Consider the following 17094-nt stretch of genomic DNA (forward strand, 5'->3'; position numbering starts at 1 on the left):
GCGAGCCCCCGACTGGTCCGGTACGGCACGCGGTGACAGCGGCCTCGACGGTCGGGAGCCTGAGAGCATGGCCCATGGCCCTGGTCGGACGCCACGAGGAGACCTCCGCGCTCGCGCAGCTTCTCGGCACGCCGGTCGACGATCCGCGCCGGGCCGCGCGTCTGGTCGTGCTCGAAGGTCCGCCCGGCGTCGGCAAGACGAGCCTGTGGGACCACGCGGTCGGGCAGGCCGCGGCATCCGGCGCGCGGATCCTCCTCGCGCAAGGCTCGGAGGCGGAGGCCCTCCCCTTCGGCGGGATCGTCGACCTGATGTCGGAGGTCGGCCGCACCGAGCTCCAAGCACTGCCGGAGCCGCTGCAGGCGGCACTCGAGGTGGCGACCTACCGAGCCATGCCCGGAGAGCACCCGCCGGCCGCGTCGGTCCTCTCGCTGGCCGTGCTGTCCATCCTCCGGGCGCTGGCCGCTCACACGCCGGTGCTCGCGGCGATCGACGATCTCCAGTGGCTCGACGAGCCGTCCGCCGATGCGCTGTCGTACGCCGCCAAGCGCCTGCGTCACGACCACGTGACCTTCTTGCTGACCCGGCGGCCCGGCCGCGTCTCGACGCTGGAGCGGGCTGTCCGCGGCGAGCAGGTGCACCGGATCGAGGTCGGCCCGCTCAGCCTCGGGGCGCTGCGACAGATCCTGCTCGAGCGGCTCGACGTCCGACTGCCCCACCACCTGCTCCGCCGGGTCTACGACACCACCGGGGGGAACCCGCTCTTCGCGATCGAGGTCGGCCGCCTGCTCGCGGCACGCGATCCCGGATCGTTGGGGGACTCGATCGGCGAGGACCTGCCCGTGCCCGACGACGTGGAGGACCTGCTAGGGCTCCGGGTGGCAGACCTCGGCGACGCCGTGAGAGCCGTCCTCTTCGCGGTGTCGTTGTCGGCCGAGCTGACGATCGAACAGGTCCGGCGGGTGGCCGGGCACCGGGCGCTCGAGGACGCCATCGCCGTCGGGGTCGTGGAGGTCTCGCGAGGTCGTGTGCGGGCCGCCCATCCGCTGCTGGCCGCCGCTGCTCGGCGGCGCGTCGGTGACGACGAGCGGGCTGCTGCCCACCGGGCACTGGCCGAGGTGGTGCCGGACGAGGAGCGCCGCGTCCTCCACTTGTCGCTGGCGACGCCCGAGCCCGACGAGGCGTTGGCCGACCGCGTGGCGGCGGCCGCAGCCCAGGCCGCTGCGCGGGGTGCGACGCGCCTTGCCGTCGACCTGTCCACGCACGCGCTGAGACTGACCCCGGCCACCGTTGCCGCCGACGACCGGCTCCTCGCGCTGGCGGGCCACCTGCACGACGCCGGCGAGAGGCAGCGGTTGACCGAGCTGCTCGCCGGCCGGGTCGAGTCCCTGCCGACGCCGGCCGACCGGGTGCGTGGTCACCTGCTGCTGGCCGGCGGCCTGATCGAGGGCGTGGACGACATGCGGGCCTGCTTCGATCGCGCCTTGGTCGCTGCGGGTGACGATCCCGTGCTGCGCGGTCGGGTGCTCGCCAACCTCGCCGTCAACGACGCGGTCGTAGCCGTGCGCGACGTCGATCGTGCCGACGACCTCGCAGCGGAGGCGGCCAGAGCGACGGCGGGTGCCGAGCCGGAGCTTGAACGCTTCGCGCTCTACGCACACACATGGACCACCGCGCTGCGCGGGCGCCGACTGGCGGACCTGGTGGTTCGGTTCGACGCCGTCGAGGGCGGTGTGGTCTACCTGACTCGGCACCCGTCACGGGTCGCCGGTCAGCAGCACGTGTGGCGGGGCGAGATCACCGCGGCTCGCGCGGTGCTTCGCGGCTACCGCGACCTGGCGGAAGAACGCGCCCAGGCCTCGTCGACCGCTCTCGCCCGACTGCACCTCTGCGAGCTGGAGCTGCGCGCCGGCAACTGGCCGGAGGTGCGTCGGATCGTCGACGAGTGGGCTGCCACCACGGACGCCGAACAGCTGCACTGGCCCATGTTCGAGCGGTGCCGGGCGCTGCTCGCCGCCGGGCGCGGTGATGTCGACGACGCCCAGCGTTGGGGCTCTCACGCGGTGTCCTTGGCCGAGGGGAACGGCGGCCGCTGGGACTGGCTCGAGGCGAGGAGGGCGCTGGGGACGGCGGCGCTCCTCGCGCACGACCTTCCCGTCGCCATCGATCACCTCGGTTCGGTCTGGGATCACGCCGAGACGAACGGCGTGCTCGACCCTGGCGTGTTCCCGGTCGCGCCCGACCTGGTCGAGGCCCTCGTGGAGTGCGGCGACCTCGCGGCCGCGGGTCGGCTCCTGGACGTCCTCTCGGAGCGTGCCGCGACCCAGGACCATCCCTGGGCCGCGCTCGCGGTCCGTCGAGGGCGCACGACGGTCCGGGTCGCCGAGATGTCGTACGACGACGCGGCCGGAGCCGAGCTCGACGCCGTCGCCGCGGCGTACGACGACCTGGAGCTGGCGTTCGACTCAGCGAGGACGCGCCTGTGCCTGGGCCGGTCGCAGCGCCGCGCGCGCAAGTGGGGTGCGGCACGGACCTCGCTCGACACTGCGGCGTCTGCCTTCGACGGCATGGACGCGCCGGGCTGGGCGGCGGCTGCGCGTGCCGAGCTCGAGCGGGTGGGTGCCCGCCGTCCCACAGCGGCCGGCGCGCTCAGCCGGGGCGAGCAGCGCGTCGCCGAGCTGGCCGCCCGGGGCCTGTCCAACAAGGAGATCGCACGGGCTCTCTCGGTCACCGTGCACACGGTGGAATTTCACCTCGGCCACGTGTACTCGAAGCTCGGGCTCCGCTCCCGGGTGCAGCTGGCCGCTCACTTCCCTCCTCAATAACTGGGGTGATCCCTAGTTTCGGGCTCCAGTCACGTGGGCCCACCGTGGACGCGTGCCTGAGTACCTCGTCGAGCTGTACGCCGCCAGAGGTGACGAGCGCGGCGTCCGACTGGCCGCCGAGCGCTTGTCAGCGGCGTGCGACCAGCTGACGCGCGGAGGTCAGGAGGTCCGCTACCTGCGCTCGATCTTCGTGCCGGAGGACGAGACGAGCTTCTCGCTCTGCGAGGCCGAGTCCGCCGAGTCGGTGCGGCAGGCCGTGTCCATCGCCGGCCTCGGGTCCGCGCACGTCTCCACCGCGGTGCCGGTGCCAGGCCGATCACCTGAGGTCCGACAGGAAGGAATCCGCTCGTGACCCTCCCACCACTCCATCGCCGGGCACCGGTCGTCGCCATCGTGGTGGCGGGTCTGTTCCTGGCCACCGCACCGACGGTCGGAGCGGCAGCGCTCATCACCGGCAAGGACGTGAAGAACGGTTCCCTGCGCGGCAAGGACGTGAAGGACGCCAGCCTCACGGGCACCGACGTCCGTGACGGTTCCCTGACCTCCGCCGACTTCAGCGGACTCACCCCTGGACCCCAAGGCGCCCAGGGTCCGACAGGCCCGCAGGGCGACCCGGGTCCGAAGGGAGCGACCGGGCCGACGGGCGCGACCGGCATCGCCGGTCCCGCGGGAGCCACCGGAGCTGCGGGGGTCAACGGTCCGGCGGGCCTGACCTACGTCACGCAGGGGCAGAGCATCACTCCCTCGCCCGACCTGATCTACAACTACGTGTACTGGAGCGTCGCCTGCCCCTCGGGCAAGGAGGCGCTGGGCGGTGGTGTATCGAGTGCCAATCCCTCCGTCGTGTACATCGTCCAGTCCGCACCGACCGCAGACGGTCTCGGGTGGCGCGCCGGAGCCCTGAACCGGTCAGCCAATGCCCAGGACTCGTTCGTCTGGGCGATCTGCGGAGCGGGGTGATGGCGATGAGGGGGAAGGTGAGCAGCGGACGGCGCGCCAGGGCCGCGGTGGTGGTGGCAGCGACCCTCGTGGTGGCCGGGGGCAGCGCGGCTGGCGCAGCGGCGCTGGTCACGGGAAAGCAGGTGAAGGACGGCACCCTGACCGGGAAGGACGTCAAGGACGCGAGCCTGGCGGGAGGGGACGTGAAGGACGGCTCCCTGACGCCGGCAGACGTCGCCGGCGGTCTGGCCGGTCCGGCCGGTCCGCAGGGCGCGCAGGGGGCGGCCGGGCCGAAGGGCGTCACCGGTCCCGCCGGGTCCGTCGGTGCGACCGGGGCCCAGGGGCCGGCCGGCGCGCCGGGAGCCACCGGCGCGCCGGGCACCAGCGGTCTGGAGTACGTCGTCGTCGGCAACAGCGTGGCGGCGGGGGCACGGGAGTTCTGGCAGGCGGACTGCCCCGCCGGCAAGAAGGCCGTGGGCGGTGGCGTGTCCAGCATCAGCCCGAACAAGGACGTGCGCGTCGTCGAGACCGCTCCGCTCGACAACCTGGCCGGCTGGTGGGTGGGGATCCACAACGCCACCGGTGCTGCCAAGAACTCCTACGCCTGGGCCGTGTGCGTGACGGGATGACGACGATGACGAGAAACCTCTCCAGCCGCACCAAGCTGGCGCTCCTGCTGACCGGAGCCTTGGTCCTGGGGTCCTCGACCGGAGCCGGCGCCGCTGCGCTCATCACGAGCAAGGACGTTAAGGACGGCTCCTTGGCCGGCCGCGACGTCAAGAACGGCAGCCTCACCGGGGCCGACGTGCGCGACGGCTCTCTCACGCAGAGCGAGTACACCGGTTCGCTGGTGGGACCTGTCGGGCCACAAGGTCCTGCGGGCCCCAAGGGCGCGCAGGGGGCACAGGGGGCGCCGGGGGCCTCGGGTGCCGCCGGCGCCCAGGGACCGGTCGGGCCCACCGGAGCGCAAGGACCGGCGGGCGTCAGGAACGTGGTGGCCGTCTCCTCGGGCGACGTGACCGTGCCCTGGCAGAACACCGCTTTCTGGGGGGTGAACTGCCCTGCCGGCACCAAGGCGCTCAGCGGCGGCCTGTCCGGCCCCGACGGGGACCTCATCGAGACGGCCCCACAGGACAACGGGGTCGGCTGGTGGGTCGGCGTCTACAACTCGTGGCCCTCGAGCCACACCTACCGGGCGTGGGTGGTCTGCGCGACCGCCTGAGCCAGTCCGCGAACGACGACGGAACCTCGCCGCGCTTCGACGGCTTGAATGAGGTGTGGAGCAGGTCGGGTTCGTCGAGTTCGTGGCCGCGCGGTCGCGATCTCTCATGCGCACGGCGTACCTCCTGACCGGCGACCACCAGCGGTCCGAGGATCCGGTCCAGGCGACGCTGACGAAGGTGTACCTCAAGTGGGCGCGGGTCTCCCGGATGGACCAGCCGGCGGCGTACGCACGCAGGATCCTGGTCAACGAGGCGACCAGGTCGCGATGGTGGAGAGCCTCGGGTGAGCTCACCGGCAGGCTGCCGGAGACGCCCGCCGACGACGCCAGCGAGCGGCTCGCCACCAGCAGCTCCGTGTGGAACGCGGTGCTGAGGCTGCCACCACGCCAGCGTGCCGTAGTGGTCCTGCGCTACTACGAGGACCTCAGCGAGGCTGAGATCGCCGACGTGCTCGGCATCGCGCCGGGGACGGTCAAGAGCACCGCGCACGCGGCGACCCAGCGGCTGGCCGGTGCGCTCGCCGACCTGATGACCGAGGGGAGCACGCCATGACGCTCGACGAGCTCTTGCGCGTCGCGGCGGAGGACGTCGCGAGCCGTTCTGTGGACGCCGACGTCGACGCGGCGCGCATCCGGCCCGGGCGCTCAAGATCAGGCAACGGCGTCGGGTCGGCGCCGCCGTGGGAGCGGCGGTGGCCACGGCCTTGGTTGCTGTCGGCCTGCAGGCGGTCGGGGGTGGCCGTGCGGCGCCGGACCCGATCGACCCACCGTCCCCGACTCCGTCACCGAGCGTGCTCGGGCGCAGCGAGCCGATCGTCACCATCCCCGAGATCGCCCCCGGCGACCTCCGCGAGTACGACGAGCTGGCCACGGTCACCAACGCCCAGGCGGAGGGCCCGCGGCTCACCGAGCTGGTCTTCGACGTGCCGGTCCGGGACCGGTTCGCGTTCGAGTACAGCTTCTTCTGCACCGGTGATCCCGAGACCTGGTACGTCCTGATCGTCGGAGACACGGGTGCGTCGGCGTACGGCTTCTGCGACCAGCCGCCGACGCAGCCCTTCCCGAGCTTCCCCGAGATCATCTCCCCGTTGGACCACAGCGGAGGCGAGGAGGCCACGCTCTCGGTGCGGATGTTCGTCACCGGCCCGCTGCCCCAGGAGCACGAGCGGTGCTTCGTGCGCCAGTCGCCGACCGACTGCCAGGACAAGGAGCCGCCGCTGGAGCCACTGGAGAGCACCGACGTCACCTTCGGCGTCTCCATCTACGAGTACTGGGCGCCTGCTGTCGCCGAGTTCGGCGAGGAGCGCATCTCGGCTCGAGCGTCGGCCGACGGCGTCGACCACGTGCTCAGCCGGGTGCTGGAGTCGACGCCCGGGCAGGACGCCTTCTCCACGACGCTCCCTGCGGTCGACACCGAGCGTCTGGTGACGGTGCTCACGACGTACACGGACGCTGGGGTCACCTGCGCCAGCGAGGCCCCCAGCCAGCAAGAGGCAGACGCATGTTTCCCCGAGGTCGAGCTGAGCATCGGCGATCGGACCGTGCTTCTCGGTCTCGGCAAGGTGGGGGACGTCGAACGCTTGAGCGGTCGCCACGGGTTCTACCGGGTCCCCGCCGGTGAGCGGCGGCTCGGGGTGCGGGTCGCGTCAGGCGACCCCGGGCACGTCCAGTACGCGTTGCTCGTGTTCGACAAAAGTCTCTAGTGGGATAGTCGCTGGACCAGACCGGGTTGCGACTTTGGTCGGGGGTGCGGATCATCCCTCCTGGGGGCAGGAGGGGTGGGATGGGTCGAGCGCGAGAACGTCTGCTGGGCCGACTCGTCGGGACGGTCGTGGCTGTCGGGTGCATCGTCGGGTGCGTCGCCGGGACCTCCACGGCGGGTGCGACGGCGCCGATCACCGGCAAGCAGGTGAAGAACGAGTCGCTGACCGGCAAGGACGTGCGCAACGGCACCCTGACGGGGGCCGACGTGACGGACTCTTCCCTCACGCCCGCGGACTTCACCGGCGGCACGCCGGGACCCCAGGGACCTGCCGGTCTCGTCGGCCCGACCGGGCCGCAGGGTGTCCGCGGGCCGACAGGCCCGTCGGGCCTCGACGGCCCGCGCGGAACCACCGGCCAACAGGGTCCTCCTGGTGAGATGGGGGGCGCCGGCGTCTTCTACAACGTCGTGGGCGAGTCCATCCCGGCCTTCACCACGGAGTACTGGACGGTCGGCTGCCCCTCGCCCTACAGCGCGGTCGGCGGCGGGGTGTCCACGGCCACGACGAGCTTCCGCAACATCACCGACTCGTTCCCGACCAACAACGGCAGCGGCTGGCGGGTCGGGGTCGAGAACGCCACCAGCACGGCGTACGAGTACTTCGCCTGGGCCATCTGCATCGAGACCGGCAGGACGAGCTCATGACGTTCACGACGCTCCTCACCAGCCGGACCAGGGTCGCGCTCGTCCTCGCCGGAGCGATGCTCGTCTCGTCCGCGGCCACGGCGACCGCGGCCGCGCTGATCACCGGCAAGGACGTGAAGGACGGGTCGCTGACGGGCAAGGACGTCCGCGACGGCCGGCTCTCGGGCGCGGACGTGAAGGACGAGTCGCTGACGCCCTCCGACGTCGCCGGGGGCGCGCTCGGTCCGACCGGGCCCGCCGGTCCGGCGGGGGCGCGCGGACCGACCGGGCCAGCAGGCCCGGCGGGTCTGACCGGGCCCAAGGGCAACACCGGGCCCCAGGGATTCACCGGGCCACCAGGCACCACCGGCGCCAGCGGGCTCGAGTACGTCGTCGTCGGGCAGTCGATCGGCGCCGTCTCCACCGAGTTCTGGCAGGCGGACTGCCCGGCCGGCAAGGAGGCCCTGGGTGGCGGGGTGTCGAGCTCGGTGGTCAACAAGACCATCGTCCAGGAGTCGGCCCCGCTCAATGACCTCGCCGGGTGGTACGTCGGCATCTACAACTACGGCGCCGTCCCCCAGACGTCGTACGCCTGGGCCGTGTGCGTGACGAAGTGAGGTGGGGACGATGAAGGACGCAGCGCAGTCGCCGGTCGTCACCCGGACAGGGCTGGCCCTGCTCGTCGCCGGCGCCGTGCTCGCCGCATCGACCACGACGGCCGGAGCTGCTGCGTTGTTCACCGGCAGGGACGTCAAGGACAGCTCGCTGACGGGCAAGGACGTGAAGAGCGCGTCGCTCACAGGATCCGACGTCAGCGACGGGTCACTCACCGCAGACGACTTCTCCGGCCCCACCGAAGGGGCTCCGGGGCCGCAGGGTCCACAAGGGCCTGTGGGCGCGGCGGGGCCAATCGGCCCGGTGGGGGCCGGCGGCCCGACCGGCGACGCGGGCGGCCCGGGCGCGACCGGTCCCAAGGGCCTTGCTGGTGTCCGCAACCCGGTCTACGTGTCGTCGGCCAACACGATCACCGAGCTCAACATCGAGTACTGGCCGGTCTATTGCCCCGCTGGCACCAAAGTGTTGTCCGGAGGGGTGTCCGGCGGGACCAGCAAGGTGATCTACGAGACCGCGCCGCTGGACAACGGTGTCGGCTGGTACGTCGGGGTCCACAACCCCCTCAACCTCCCGGGTGACTCCTCGCAGGACTACTTGGCGTGGGCGGTGTGCGCGACGACCTGACGCCATCCGCCCGGCGAGGGCGTAGCGTGCGGCCGTGATCACGCTCGACCTGGCCGCGCGCATGACGCAGGCCGCGATCGACAAGGCCCAGGCCATCGGTGCGCTCGTGTCGGCCGCGGTCGTCGACCAGGGCGGTCACCTCGTTCACTTCCAGCGCATGGACAAGGCGGAGGTGGCCGGTCCCACGCTCGCGGTCGACAAGGCGTTCACGTCGGTCGCACACCGCATCGAGACCGCCGAGCTCGCCGCCCTCACGCAACCGGGCGCCGATCTGTGGGGCCTGCAGGCCAACGGCGGCGGCCGCTACGTCGTCTTCGGTGGCGGGGTGCCCTGCTGGTACGACGGCGTGGTGGTCGGGGCCGTGGGTGTCAGTGGCGGCACCGCCGAGGAGGACGCCGACTGCGCGCGGGCCGGACTGGCCGTCTTCGAGTCCTTCCTGAGCGAGCGTTCAGGGCAATAGGGTCCGGTCCATGACCGATCAGCGGGTGGGGCGCATCCGCTTCATGGACCAGCAGCGGGTCAACCTCGACGGGTTCGCCCACGAGGACGTGGACCTCGGCCTGATCGCGATGGCGAGCCCGCACGATCCCGATCCGTCCTTGCGGGTCGAGGACGGGCGCGTCGTTGAGATGGACGGTCGTCCGGTCGACGACTTCGACGCGCTCGACGCCCTCATCGCCACGCACGGCATCGACCTGTCCGTGGCGGACGAGGCGATGAGCCTCGACGACGTCGCCTTCGCGCGCCTCTTCGTCGACCCTGCGGTGCCGCGTGCCGAGATCGTGCGTCTCGTCGCGGGCACGACCCCGGCCAAGCTCGCGAAGGTCGTCACGTTGCTGCGCCCGGCTGAGCTCACGCTGGCGATGACCAAGCTGCGCGCGCGGCGCACGCCGAGCAACCAGGCCCACGTCACCAACCGGCTCGACGACCCGCTGCTGCTGGCCGCCGACGCGGCCACCGCGGCGGCGTACGGCTTCCGCGAGGTCGAGACCACCGTGCCCGTCCTCGCCGACGCTCCCTCCAACGCGGTTGCGGTCACCGTCGGCGCCGCGATCGCCTCGCCGGGGGTGCTCGTCCAGTGCTCGGTCGAGGAGGCGATGGAGCTCGAGATGGGCATCCGCGGCCTGGTGTCCTACGCCGAGACCGTCAGCCTCTACGGCACCGAGTCGGTGTTCGTCGACGGCGACGACACGCCCTACAGCAAGGCGATCCTGGCCGCGGGCTACGCCAGCCGGGGCGTGAAGATGCGGGTCTCCTCCGGAGCGGGCGCCGAGGTGCTGATGGGCGGCGCCGAGCAGTGCTCGATGCTCTACCTCGAGTCGCGCTGCGTCTCGCTCGCCCGCGCCATGGGTGTCCAGGGCGTGCAGAACGGCGGCATCGACGGCGCGAGCGTCGCCGCCTCGGTGCCGCGCGGGGTCCGCGAGCTGATGGCGGAGAACGTCATGGTGATGGCCCGCAACCTCGAGGCGTGCACCGGCAACGACGCGCTGATGTCGGAGTCCGACGTACGCCGGACCTCGCGCACCCTCCCGATCCTCCTGGCCGGCAGCGACTACGTCTGCAGCGGCTTCGGCAGCATCCAGCGCTACGACAACATGTTCGGCCCCTCGCAGTGGAACGCCGAGGACCTCGACGACTGGCTCGCGATGCAGCGTGACTGGGGCGTCGACGGTGGCCTGCGCACCGCCCAGCCGGAGGAGGTCGGCCGGGTGCGGCGCGAGGCGGCCGAGGCGTGCCGCGACGTCTACCGCTATCTCGGCCTGGCCGACTTCACCGACGACCACGTCGACCGGGCGGTCGACGCGGTCGGCTCGAAGGATCTCGCCGTCGACGGCGTCGAGCCCGACCCCATGGTGGTCCTCGGTGCCGCGCAGGCGATCCGCAGCTCGGGGCTGGGGTCGCTCGAGGTGGCGAAGGCGCTGCTGGAGTGCGGCTACGAAGCCGCTGCCGGGCGGGTGCTCGACATGCTGGCCGCGCGCGTGCACGGCGACCACCTGCAGACCGCCGCCATCTTCGACGAGTCGATGCGGGTGCTCAGCCTGGTCACCGACCCCAACGACTACGCCGGGCCCGGCACCGGCTACGAGCCCAGCGAGGAACGCCAGGCCGAGATCGACGGCATCCGACAGGCCCGTGGCGTGGAGGACCTCCGCAAGGACCAGGCGCTGGAGGCCGACGGCTCGTTCCGGGTGCTCGGCCCGGCCGCCCAGGGCAGCGACCCGCGCGAGGTCGTCATCGGCGTCTCGCCGGGCGTCGGCCGCAACGTGTGGCAGACGCTGTCGGGCCTGTCCGTCATCGACGCGCTGGGCGAGCTGTTGGCCGGGCTCGAGGAGGAGGGCTGCGTGGCGCGCGTCGTGCGCGTCAACGGGTCGTTGGACCTCGGCATGGTCGGACTCACCGCTGCCCGGCTGTCGGGCTCGGGCATCGGCATCGGTCTGCAGGGCAAGGGCACCGCGCTCATCCATCGCCGAGACCTGCCGCCCCTGGCCAACCTCGAGCTCTACAGCATGGCGCCGGTGATCACGAGGGACCTCTACCGGCTGCTCGGCACCAACGCCGGGAGGCACGCGAAGGGCGCGACGCCGGTGCCGGCCCGCAACCCCTACACCGACGAGGCGATCGAGGCGCGCTACCACACCAGCGTCATCGCGCTGGTCGCCCTCGAGCGTGCGTGCGTCGACCGGTCGCTGGGCAACGAGGACGTGGAGGTCGTCCGATGAGCAGCGAGTCCGTCCGGGCGTTCTCCGGCCGCGACGCCGACGAGCTCACGATCGACCGGCTGTCCCGCGACGAGCTGGTGATGGACGACGTCCGCATCAGTCCCGATCAGCTCGAGCAGCAGGCTCAGGTCGCCGAGCAGCACGCCAACCCGCAGCTCGCGGCCAACTTCCGTCGCGCCGCCGAGCTCGCCCTGATGTCCGAGGCCGACGTGATGGCGCTCTACGAGAGCCTGCGGCCGCACCGCGCCACCGCCGAGGAGCTCGAGGCGCTGGCGGTCACGCTCGAGGGGGTGCCGGCGCCGCTCTGCGCCGCGCTGGTGCGCGAGGCTGCTGCCGTGTACGCGCGCCGCGGGCTGCTGCGTTGACGGCCTCGTGACCTTCATCGCCGGGATCGACGTCGGGAACGCGACGACGGAGGTCCTGCTCGCGCGCGTGCCGGACGGGCCGGACGGGCCGGACGGGCCGGACGGGCCGGACGGGCCAGACGGGCCAGTCGGGCCGGTCGAGGTGATCGGGGTCGGCCGGGCACCGACCCGTCGCGCCAAGGGGTCGCCGGAGAGCCTGGCCGGGGCGGTGGCCGTCGTACGCCGCCTCGAGCGCCAGCACGCCGTGCGGGTCGACCGCGCCGTGGCGGCCCCGCTGCGGCCGGTCGTGACCAGCCGGGCGTCCCTGCCCGAAGAGGTGCCCGACCTCGGGCGCCTCGCGCTCGTCGCCGCGGGGTCGGGCACGGCGGGCGGCACCGGCTTCGGTGCCGGCCGTCCGGTCCTGCTCGGCGAGGTGCCGTCGGAGGGCGAGCCGGTGGTCGCCGTGGTCCCCTCGGGAACGGGGTTCGCCGCCGCGGCCGCCCGGCTCGCGCCGCTGGTCGAGGCGGGGCGGGTCGTGGCCGTGCTGGCCGAGGCCGACGAGGGCGTGCTGCTGGCCAACCGCCTGCCTGGCGGGGTTCCCGTCGTGGACGAGATCGACCCAGGTAGGGCGCTCGCCGCCGAGCGGGTCGCCGTCGAGGTCGCCGGCGACGGCCAGCCGATGCGCGTGCTGCCCGACCCGCTCAGGCTGCGCGCCGCGCTCGGGTTGGGCGAGGAGGAGCTCGTCGACGCCGCACAGCTGGCGCGCCTGCTCTTCGACGCCACCAACGCGGTGGTCACCGTCGGGGGCCGTGTCGCCGCGGTGACGGCGGTCGCGGCGGCGCCGACAGGCTGGATGGACCTCGCCGGTGATCGGCTGCCGTTCGTCGAGGGCCTCGCCAGGGTCCGCGCCGAAAGGGTGGGTGCGGTCTCGGCGTACGCCGTGCCGCCGGACCACGAGACTCGCGCCGTCGACGACCTCTGGGCGCTCGACCTGGCCGCGGTGGCGGCCGCGGTGCAGGCTCGCGTGGGTGCGGCGAGCCGGCGTCCGGTGACGCTGGCGTCCCTGCGGGCCTCCGCCCCCTACGCGGACCCGGCGGACCGGCTGGCGGGGCTGCTCGAGGTGCCCGTGCGGACGGTGGACACCGAGGCGCGAGCCGCCCGGGCCGGCGCGATGTCGACGCCAGGGGTCGGCACGGGAGCGGTGGTCGTCGACCTCGGTGGCGGGACGATCGACGCGGTCTCGCCGGACGGCGACGTCGTGGCAGCCGGCGCGGGCGACCTCCTCACCGAGTCGGTGGCGGCCCTGACCGGCATCACGGCGGCGGCGGCCGAGTGGGTGAAGCGCGGCCCGGCGTACCGCGTCGAGGCACCTCAGGTGCTGCTCGCCGAGGACGGCACCCGGACCTTCCAGGACCGCCCCGCCCCACCGGAGGCCATCGGCCGGCTGGTCGCGTCCGGACCGGCGGGGCTGCTGCCCTTCTCGGCGTCCCTGGCGCCGGGGGAGTGGCGGGCGCTGCGGATCCGGCTCAAGGTCGAGCACGTCGGCGGCAACGTCGCACGCGCGCTGCGCACGTTGGGCGCCGACCCTCGGTCGGTCGTGGTGGTCGGCGGGCTGGCCGGCGACGACGAGATCCTCGCGGCCGTGGCGGGCGCGCTGCCCTCGTCCACCGCCGTCGGCCGCGGCGACGTCGCGGGCACCTTGGGACATCGGTACGCCGTGGCGTACGGGCTGGTCGTCCTCGACGCCGCCAACAACGAGCGGTGAGCGAGACAGGATTCGAGCCCCCAGGAAATGCTGCCTAGGTCACCGCCCAGGCGCGGTCAGGGCTTGAGGCGCGGCCGCAGCGCGACGACGCGGCCCGACCGCTCGCTGCGTGGGGCAGCGGGGGTCCGGACGCTGATCACGGTGCGGTCGGCGCGGAACAGGTCGTGGGAGAACTCGAAGACCTCGCCGTCCGGGTCCCTGGTCGTGCGGGTGATCGACAGCAGCGCGGCGTCGGTCTCCGTGCCGAGGATCGAGGCCTGGTCGTCGCTGGCGGGGACGACCTCGATGTGCTCCTCGGCCTCGCCGGGCACGGTGTCGTAGTGCTCCTCGAGAAGGTCGTAGAGCGAGCCGCCGAGGGGCAGGTCGAGCAGCTGCGGGAACCTCTCGGCCGGGAGTCGCACGTGCTCGAGCGAGATGGGGGACCCGTCTGCGAGCCGGATCCGCACCACGTCGATCACGAAGGCACCCGCGCCGAGACCGAGCGAGGCGGCCGTCTCTTCATCCGCCTCCGTGATCCCGGTGCTGATGATGCGCGAGCCCGACGTCATGCCCTGGGCCCGCAGCAGCGCGGGTACGCCGACCACGCGCGACAGGTCGCGCTCGACCTTCTGTGAGCGCACGAACGTGCCGCCGCCCCGCCCGGGCACGCGTCGTACGGCGCCGGCGGACTCGAGGGCCGCCAGCGCCTGCCGCATCGTCGAGCGGCTCACGCCCATCGACGTGGCCAGGTCGCGCTCGGCCCCGAGTCGCTCGCCCGGCCGCAGCAGCCCGTGCTGGATCTGGTCCAGCAGCTGGCGGCGGACCCGCTCGGCGGCCGGGCCGATCGTGGCGCGGGCGTCTGTCACGAGCGGACCTTAGTGCCCCGCGTTGCAGGACACTAGATGCCTTCGAGCGCCGCAGGTGACTCGGGCAGCACTTGGCCGCCGTCGACGACCAGCGTCTGACCGGTGATGTAGCCGGCCTCGTCGCTGGCGAAGAAGAGCGCGGCGTTGCCGATGTCGTCGACGGTGCCCAGCCGGTGCTGCGGGATCGCAGCCTCCATGCCGCGGATGTAGTCCTCGCCCATGCCGTCGAGCCCTTCGGTCGCGATGTTGCCCGGCATCACCGCGTTGACGGTGATGCCGCGCGGGGCGAGCTCGATCGCAGCCGTGCGCAGGAAGCCGAGCTGGGCAGCCTTGCTGGCGCCGTAGTGGGACCAGCCGGGGTAGCCCGTGATCGGACCGGTGATGGACGACGTGATGACCACGCGTCCCCGGCCGCTCGAGGTGAGGGCGTCGAGGCAGGCCTGGACCGAGAACATCGTGCCCTTGAGGTTGACCCCCAGGACGTCGTCGACGTCGGCCTCGGTCATGTCGGCGAGCGGCTTGTCGGGGAAGATGCCGGCGTTGGCGCAGAGCACGTCGATGCGGCCGAACCGCTCGAGCGCCGTCGCCGCGAGGGCGCGGCAGCCGTCGACGACGGAGACGTCCGCGGCGATCGACTCGACGCGACCGGTCGCCCCGTCGGCGAGCTCGGCGGCCGCGGCGGCCAGGACACCCTCGTCGCGGGCGGCGATCAGCACGTCGGCGCCGGCGCGCACGAAGCAGCGGGCGATGCCCTTGCCGATGCCCTTGCTGGCACCGGTGACGATGACGGCCCGGCCGTCGAGTGAGTTGAACACGTGATCTCCTTGGTGGACGAGGGGCTCAGGCGAAGCGGGAGAGGTAGGACTCCGCGAGGGCGCAGCTCGCGGCGGTGTAGTCGACGCCCATCGACCGGGCCAGGTCGGTGCCGGAGTGCGAGCCGATCCAGGCGACCAGGAGCAGCCGTCGCATCAGCACGAACGTCGGGATCTCGGCCTCGTCCTCAGCGGGCAGCTCGCGCACGGCGCGATAGCCGCGCACCCATGCGTCGGTGAGCTCGGGGACCCTCGGGTCGTCCTCGAAGAAGCTCACGGCGGTGCCGAAGTCGTAGAGGAACCAGCTGAAGCCCGAGTCGTCGAAGTCGATGACGTAGACCTCGTCGCCGTCCTCCAGGAGGTTGGCCAGCCGCAGGTCGGCGTGGACGAGTCCGAAGCGCTGGGGGGCCGACCCGAACCGCTCCAGCCGGGACCGCAACGTGGCGTCGAGGCGCCCGAGCACCTCGAGCTCCTCCGGACCGATGGCCATCCCGTCCTGCCAACGCCCCCAGCGGGCGACTTGGCCGAAGGCGCCGTCGTAGTCCCACGCGAAGCGGGTGAAGCCCGGCGGGCGCCGCCAGGTGAGCGCGTGCTCGTGCATGCGCGCGGTGATGCCGCCGAGCAGCTCGAAGGACGCCGGCAGGCTGGCGCCGCTCTCGTCGGGCTCCGCGCCCGGGAGGAACTCGAAGTGCACGACGTGCCGTGGGTCGCTCTCGCCCTCCTCGGGCATCGCCAGCACCCGGCGACCGTCCCGTGTGGGCAGCACCCGCGGGGTGCGTACGCCGGTGTCGTCGCGGAGGGCGTCGAGCCAGGCGAGCTCGGACTCGATCTCGCGGCCGTCGTGATAGCCGTGCCGGTGCACGCGCAGCACGGTGCGCTCACCGGTGGCGGGATCGTCGACGGCGTACGTCGCGTTCTCGCTGACGTTGAGCAGCGTGAGCTCGGCGCCCGGGTCGATGTCGTACTCGCCGAGCGCGCGTCTGGCGACCGGCTCCAGCCGGGCTGCCACATCGGCAGCGGACAGGTCATGGGTGGTCATTGGTCGCGTCCCTCCACCTCCTGGAGCACCCGCGTGATCTCGTCCCGAGCCTTGACCACGTCGGCCGTGCTTCCACTCATGTAGACGCGCCCGGCCGCGCCGATCATCGACACGTCTACCAAGGTCACGCCCGGGGCCACCTTCTCGGCGGCGTTGGCGGCGACAGTAGCGAACAGCGCCGGCGTCATCTCGTAGACCAGCAGCGACTGACCCGGCATCAGCATCGACGCCTGCCGCGTGCGGTTGATGATCACCGCATGCTGGTCGGTGACGTCCTCGATCACGTCATGGAAGAGCACCTGCGGCCGCAGCTGGTCGGTGGCCTTCGCGCCGAGCCCGCCGAGGATCGCCTCGCCGGCGCGGCGCACGTCGTCGAGGTCCGTCGCGTGCACCTCCAGGACGCCGAACTGCCGCTCGACGAAGAGGATGCCGGGCTCGACCGCGGGCACCGCCCGCAGCGCGAGGTCGGTCACCCGCTCGATCGCCAGGCCCGGAGCCACCTCGACGATGAGGGCGTGCTGTCCCTCGAACGGCGGGTAGCCGCGCGCCCGCGAGGGCGTGCCCATGTAGGCCGCGAACTGACGCTGCAGGTCCTCGAGCAGGAGGTAGACCCGCAGCTCGGGACCCTTCATGTGAACGGTCACTCCTCCGTGCTGGCGGAGGTGTCGAAGTGCCGGCCGAGCTCGGGGTGCGGTCGCGGGATGACGTGCACGGACACCAGCTCGCCGACCTGACCGGCGGTCTCGGCGCCGGCCTCGGTCGCGGCCTTCACCGCGCCGACGTCGCCCACGATGGTGACGGCGACGAGCCCGTCGCCGACCTCCTCGCGGCCGACGATGGTCACGCTGGCTGCCTTCACCATCGCATCCGCCGCCGCGAGCGCGGCCACGTAGCCCTTCGTCTCGATCAGGCCGATCGCCTGGTTCGCCATTTCTCTCTCCTTCGGTTGTGCCGGTTGTCT

19 protein-coding genes are annotated in these 17094 nt (G+C 72.7%); 14 read left to right on the forward strand and 5 right to left on the reverse strand.

Translation table 11 applies throughout. The annotated features are described in order from the left end of the window. Window positions 1-74 precede the first annotated feature (74 nt). The 14 genes from ABD295_RS02710 (at window position 75) to ABD295_RS02775 (ending at window position 13437) form a co-directional block, all read left to right on the forward strand. Window positions 75-2822 carry a helix-turn-helix transcriptional regulator gene (locus ABD295_RS02710; RefSeq protein WP_344302064.1) on the forward strand — a complete coding sequence of 916 codons (2748 nt, stop codon included), beginning with the start codon at window positions 75-77 and terminating at the stop codon, window positions 2820-2822. A gap of 52 nt (window positions 2823-2874) precedes the next feature. Beyond that, window positions 2875-3174 carry a hypothetical protein gene (locus tag ABD295_RS02715; RefSeq protein WP_344302065.1) on the forward strand — a complete coding sequence of 100 codons (300 nt, stop codon included), beginning with the start codon at window positions 2875-2877 and terminating at the stop codon, window positions 3172-3174. Next, window positions 3171-3782, forward strand: a complete 612-nt coding sequence (locus tag ABD295_RS02720; protein ID WP_344302066.1) for a hypothetical protein — start codon at window positions 3171-3173, stop codon at window positions 3780-3782. Before ABD295_RS02715 ends, ABD295_RS02720 begins: the two co-directional genes overlap by 4 nt. Before the next feature lie 17 nt (window positions 3783-3799). Then, complete coding sequence (locus ABD295_RS02725; protein ID WP_344302067.1) at window positions 3800-4390, forward strand: hypothetical protein; 591 nt, start codon at window positions 3800-3802, stop codon at window positions 4388-4390. Window positions 4391-4395: 5 nt separating this feature from the next. Then, a complete protein-coding gene (locus tag ABD295_RS02730; RefSeq protein ID WP_344302068.1) occupies window positions 4396-4983 on the forward strand; it encodes a collagen-like domain-containing protein in 588 nt (195 codons plus the stop codon). Window positions 4984-5038: 55 nt separating this feature from the next. Continuing rightward, the gene (locus ABD295_RS02735) at window positions 5039-5536 is read left to right on the forward strand and encodes a SigE family RNA polymerase sigma factor (RefSeq protein WP_344302069.1); all 498 of its coding nucleotides are present in this window, start codon (window positions 5039-5041) and stop codon (window positions 5534-5536) included. 139 nt (window positions 5537-5675) lie between these two features. Next, entirely contained in the window at window positions 5676-6686 is a 1011-nt protein-coding gene (locus tag ABD295_RS02740; RefSeq protein ID WP_344302070.1) for a hypothetical protein, read from the forward strand. A gap of 80 nt (window positions 6687-6766) precedes the next feature. Further along, complete coding sequence (locus tag ABD295_RS02745; RefSeq protein WP_344302071.1) at window positions 6767-7390, forward strand: hypothetical protein; 624 nt, start codon at window positions 6767-6769, stop codon at window positions 7388-7390. Continuing rightward, a complete protein-coding gene (locus ABD295_RS02750; RefSeq protein ID WP_344302072.1) occupies window positions 7387-7986 on the forward strand; it encodes a hypothetical protein in 600 nt (199 codons plus the stop codon). Before ABD295_RS02745 ends, ABD295_RS02750 begins: the two co-directional genes overlap by 4 nt. Before the next feature lie 10 nt (window positions 7987-7996). Further along, window positions 7997-8608 (forward strand): hypothetical protein, encoded by a 612-nt coding sequence (locus tag ABD295_RS02755; protein WP_344302073.1) that lies wholly within the window; start codon window positions 7997-7999, stop codon window positions 8606-8608. A 34-nt stretch (window positions 8609-8642) separates the two neighbouring features. Next, window positions 8643-9068, forward strand: a complete 426-nt coding sequence (locus tag ABD295_RS02760; protein ID WP_344302074.1) for a GlcG/HbpS family heme-binding protein — start codon at window positions 8643-8645, stop codon at window positions 9066-9068. 10 nt (window positions 9069-9078) lie between these two features. Next, complete coding sequence (locus tag ABD295_RS02765) at window positions 9079-11328, forward strand: propanediol/glycerol family dehydratase large subunit (RefSeq protein WP_344302075.1); 2250 nt, start codon at window positions 9079-9081, stop codon at window positions 11326-11328. Next, window positions 11325-11693, forward strand: a complete 369-nt coding sequence (locus ABD295_RS02770; RefSeq protein WP_344302076.1) for a diol dehydratase small subunit — start codon at window positions 11325-11327, stop codon at window positions 11691-11693. Before ABD295_RS02765 ends, ABD295_RS02770 begins: the two co-directional genes overlap by 4 nt. Window positions 11694-11700: 7 nt before the next feature. Next, window positions 11701-13437, forward strand: coding sequence for a diol dehydratase reactivase ATPase-like domain-containing protein (locus tag ABD295_RS02775; RefSeq protein WP_344302077.1), 1737 nt, complete (start codon window positions 11701-11703; stop codon window positions 13435-13437). A 56-nt stretch (window positions 13438-13493) separates the two neighbouring features. Here the strand turns inward: ABD295_RS02775 and ABD295_RS02780 are convergent, their stop codons facing one another. From ABD295_RS02780 to ABD295_RS02800, 5 genes are read right to left on the reverse strand one after another with little or no spacing between them, the layout of a single operon-like run. Next, the gene (locus tag ABD295_RS02780) at window positions 13494-14282 is read right to left on the reverse strand and encodes a GntR family transcriptional regulator (protein WP_344302078.1); all 789 of its coding nucleotides are present in this window, start codon (window positions 14280-14282) and stop codon (window positions 13494-13496) included. Window positions 14283-14314: 32 nt separating this feature from the next. Next, window positions 14315-15097, reverse strand: a complete 783-nt coding sequence (gene fabG / locus ABD295_RS02785) for a 3-oxoacyl-ACP reductase FabG (protein WP_344302079.1) — start codon at window positions 15095-15097, stop codon at window positions 14315-14317. A 25-nt stretch (window positions 15098-15122) separates the two neighbouring features. After that, window positions 15123-16133, reverse strand: a complete 1011-nt coding sequence (locus ABD295_RS02790) for a phosphotransferase enzyme family protein (RefSeq protein WP_344302080.1) — start codon at window positions 16131-16133, stop codon at window positions 15123-15125. Further along, window positions 16130-16765: a microcompartment protein gene (locus tag ABD295_RS02795; protein WP_344302081.1), complete on the reverse strand. Its 636-nt coding sequence runs from the start codon at window positions 16763-16765 to the stop codon at window positions 16130-16132. Before ABD295_RS02795 ends, ABD295_RS02790 begins: the two co-directional genes overlap by 4 nt. Window positions 16766-16773: 8 nt before the next feature. Continuing rightward, a complete protein-coding gene (locus ABD295_RS02800; protein WP_344302082.1) occupies window positions 16774-17064 on the reverse strand; it encodes a BMC domain-containing protein in 291 nt (96 codons plus the stop codon). Window positions 17065-17094: the final 30 nt, after the last annotated feature.

This window comes from Nocardioides bigeumensis (genome assembly GCF_039531755.1).
GTDB classification, from domain to species: Bacteria; Actinomycetota; Actinomycetes; order Propionibacteriales; family Nocardioidaceae; genus Nocardioides; species Nocardioides bigeumensis.

What these genes read in the sequence shown, in the direction of transcription:
- ABD295_RS02765 (WP_344302075.1), top strand. Translation starts at nt 9,079, where the DNA reads ATGACCGATCAGCGGGTGGGGCGCATCCGCTTCATGGACCAGCAGCGG.
- ABD295_RS02750 (WP_344302072.1), top strand. Translation starts at nt 7,387, where the DNA reads ATGACGTTCACGACGCTCCTCACCAGCCGGACCAGGGTCGCGCTCGTC.
- ABD295_RS02770 (WP_344302076.1), top strand. Translation starts at nt 11,325, where the DNA reads ATGAGCAGCGAGTCCGTCCGGGCGTTCTCCGGCCGCGACGCCGACGAG.
- ABD295_RS02800 (WP_344302082.1), bottom strand. Translation starts at nt 17,064, where the DNA reads ATGGCGAACCAGGCGATCGGCCTGATCGAGACGAAGGGCTACGTGGCC.
- ABD295_RS02795 (WP_344302081.1), bottom strand. Translation starts at nt 16,765, where the DNA reads ATGAAGGGTCCCGAGCTGCGGGTCTACCTCCTGCTCGAGGACCTGCAG.
- ABD295_RS02730 (WP_344302068.1), top strand. Translation starts at nt 4,396, where the DNA reads ATGACGAGAAACCTCTCCAGCCGCACCAAGCTGGCGCTCCTGCTGACC.
- ABD295_RS02755 (WP_344302073.1), top strand. Translation starts at nt 7,997, where the DNA reads ATGAAGGACGCAGCGCAGTCGCCGGTCGTCACCCGGACAGGGCTGGCC.
- ABD295_RS02745 (WP_344302071.1), top strand. Translation starts at nt 6,767, where the DNA reads ATGGGTCGAGCGCGAGAACGTCTGCTGGGCCGACTCGTCGGGACGGTC.
- ABD295_RS02710 (WP_344302064.1), top strand. Translation starts at nt 75, where the DNA reads ATGGCCCTGGTCGGACGCCACGAGGAGACCTCCGCGCTCGCGCAGCTT.
- ABD295_RS02790 (WP_344302080.1), bottom strand. Translation starts at nt 16,133, where the DNA reads ATGACCACCCATGACCTGTCCGCTGCCGATGTGGCAGCCCGGCTGGAG.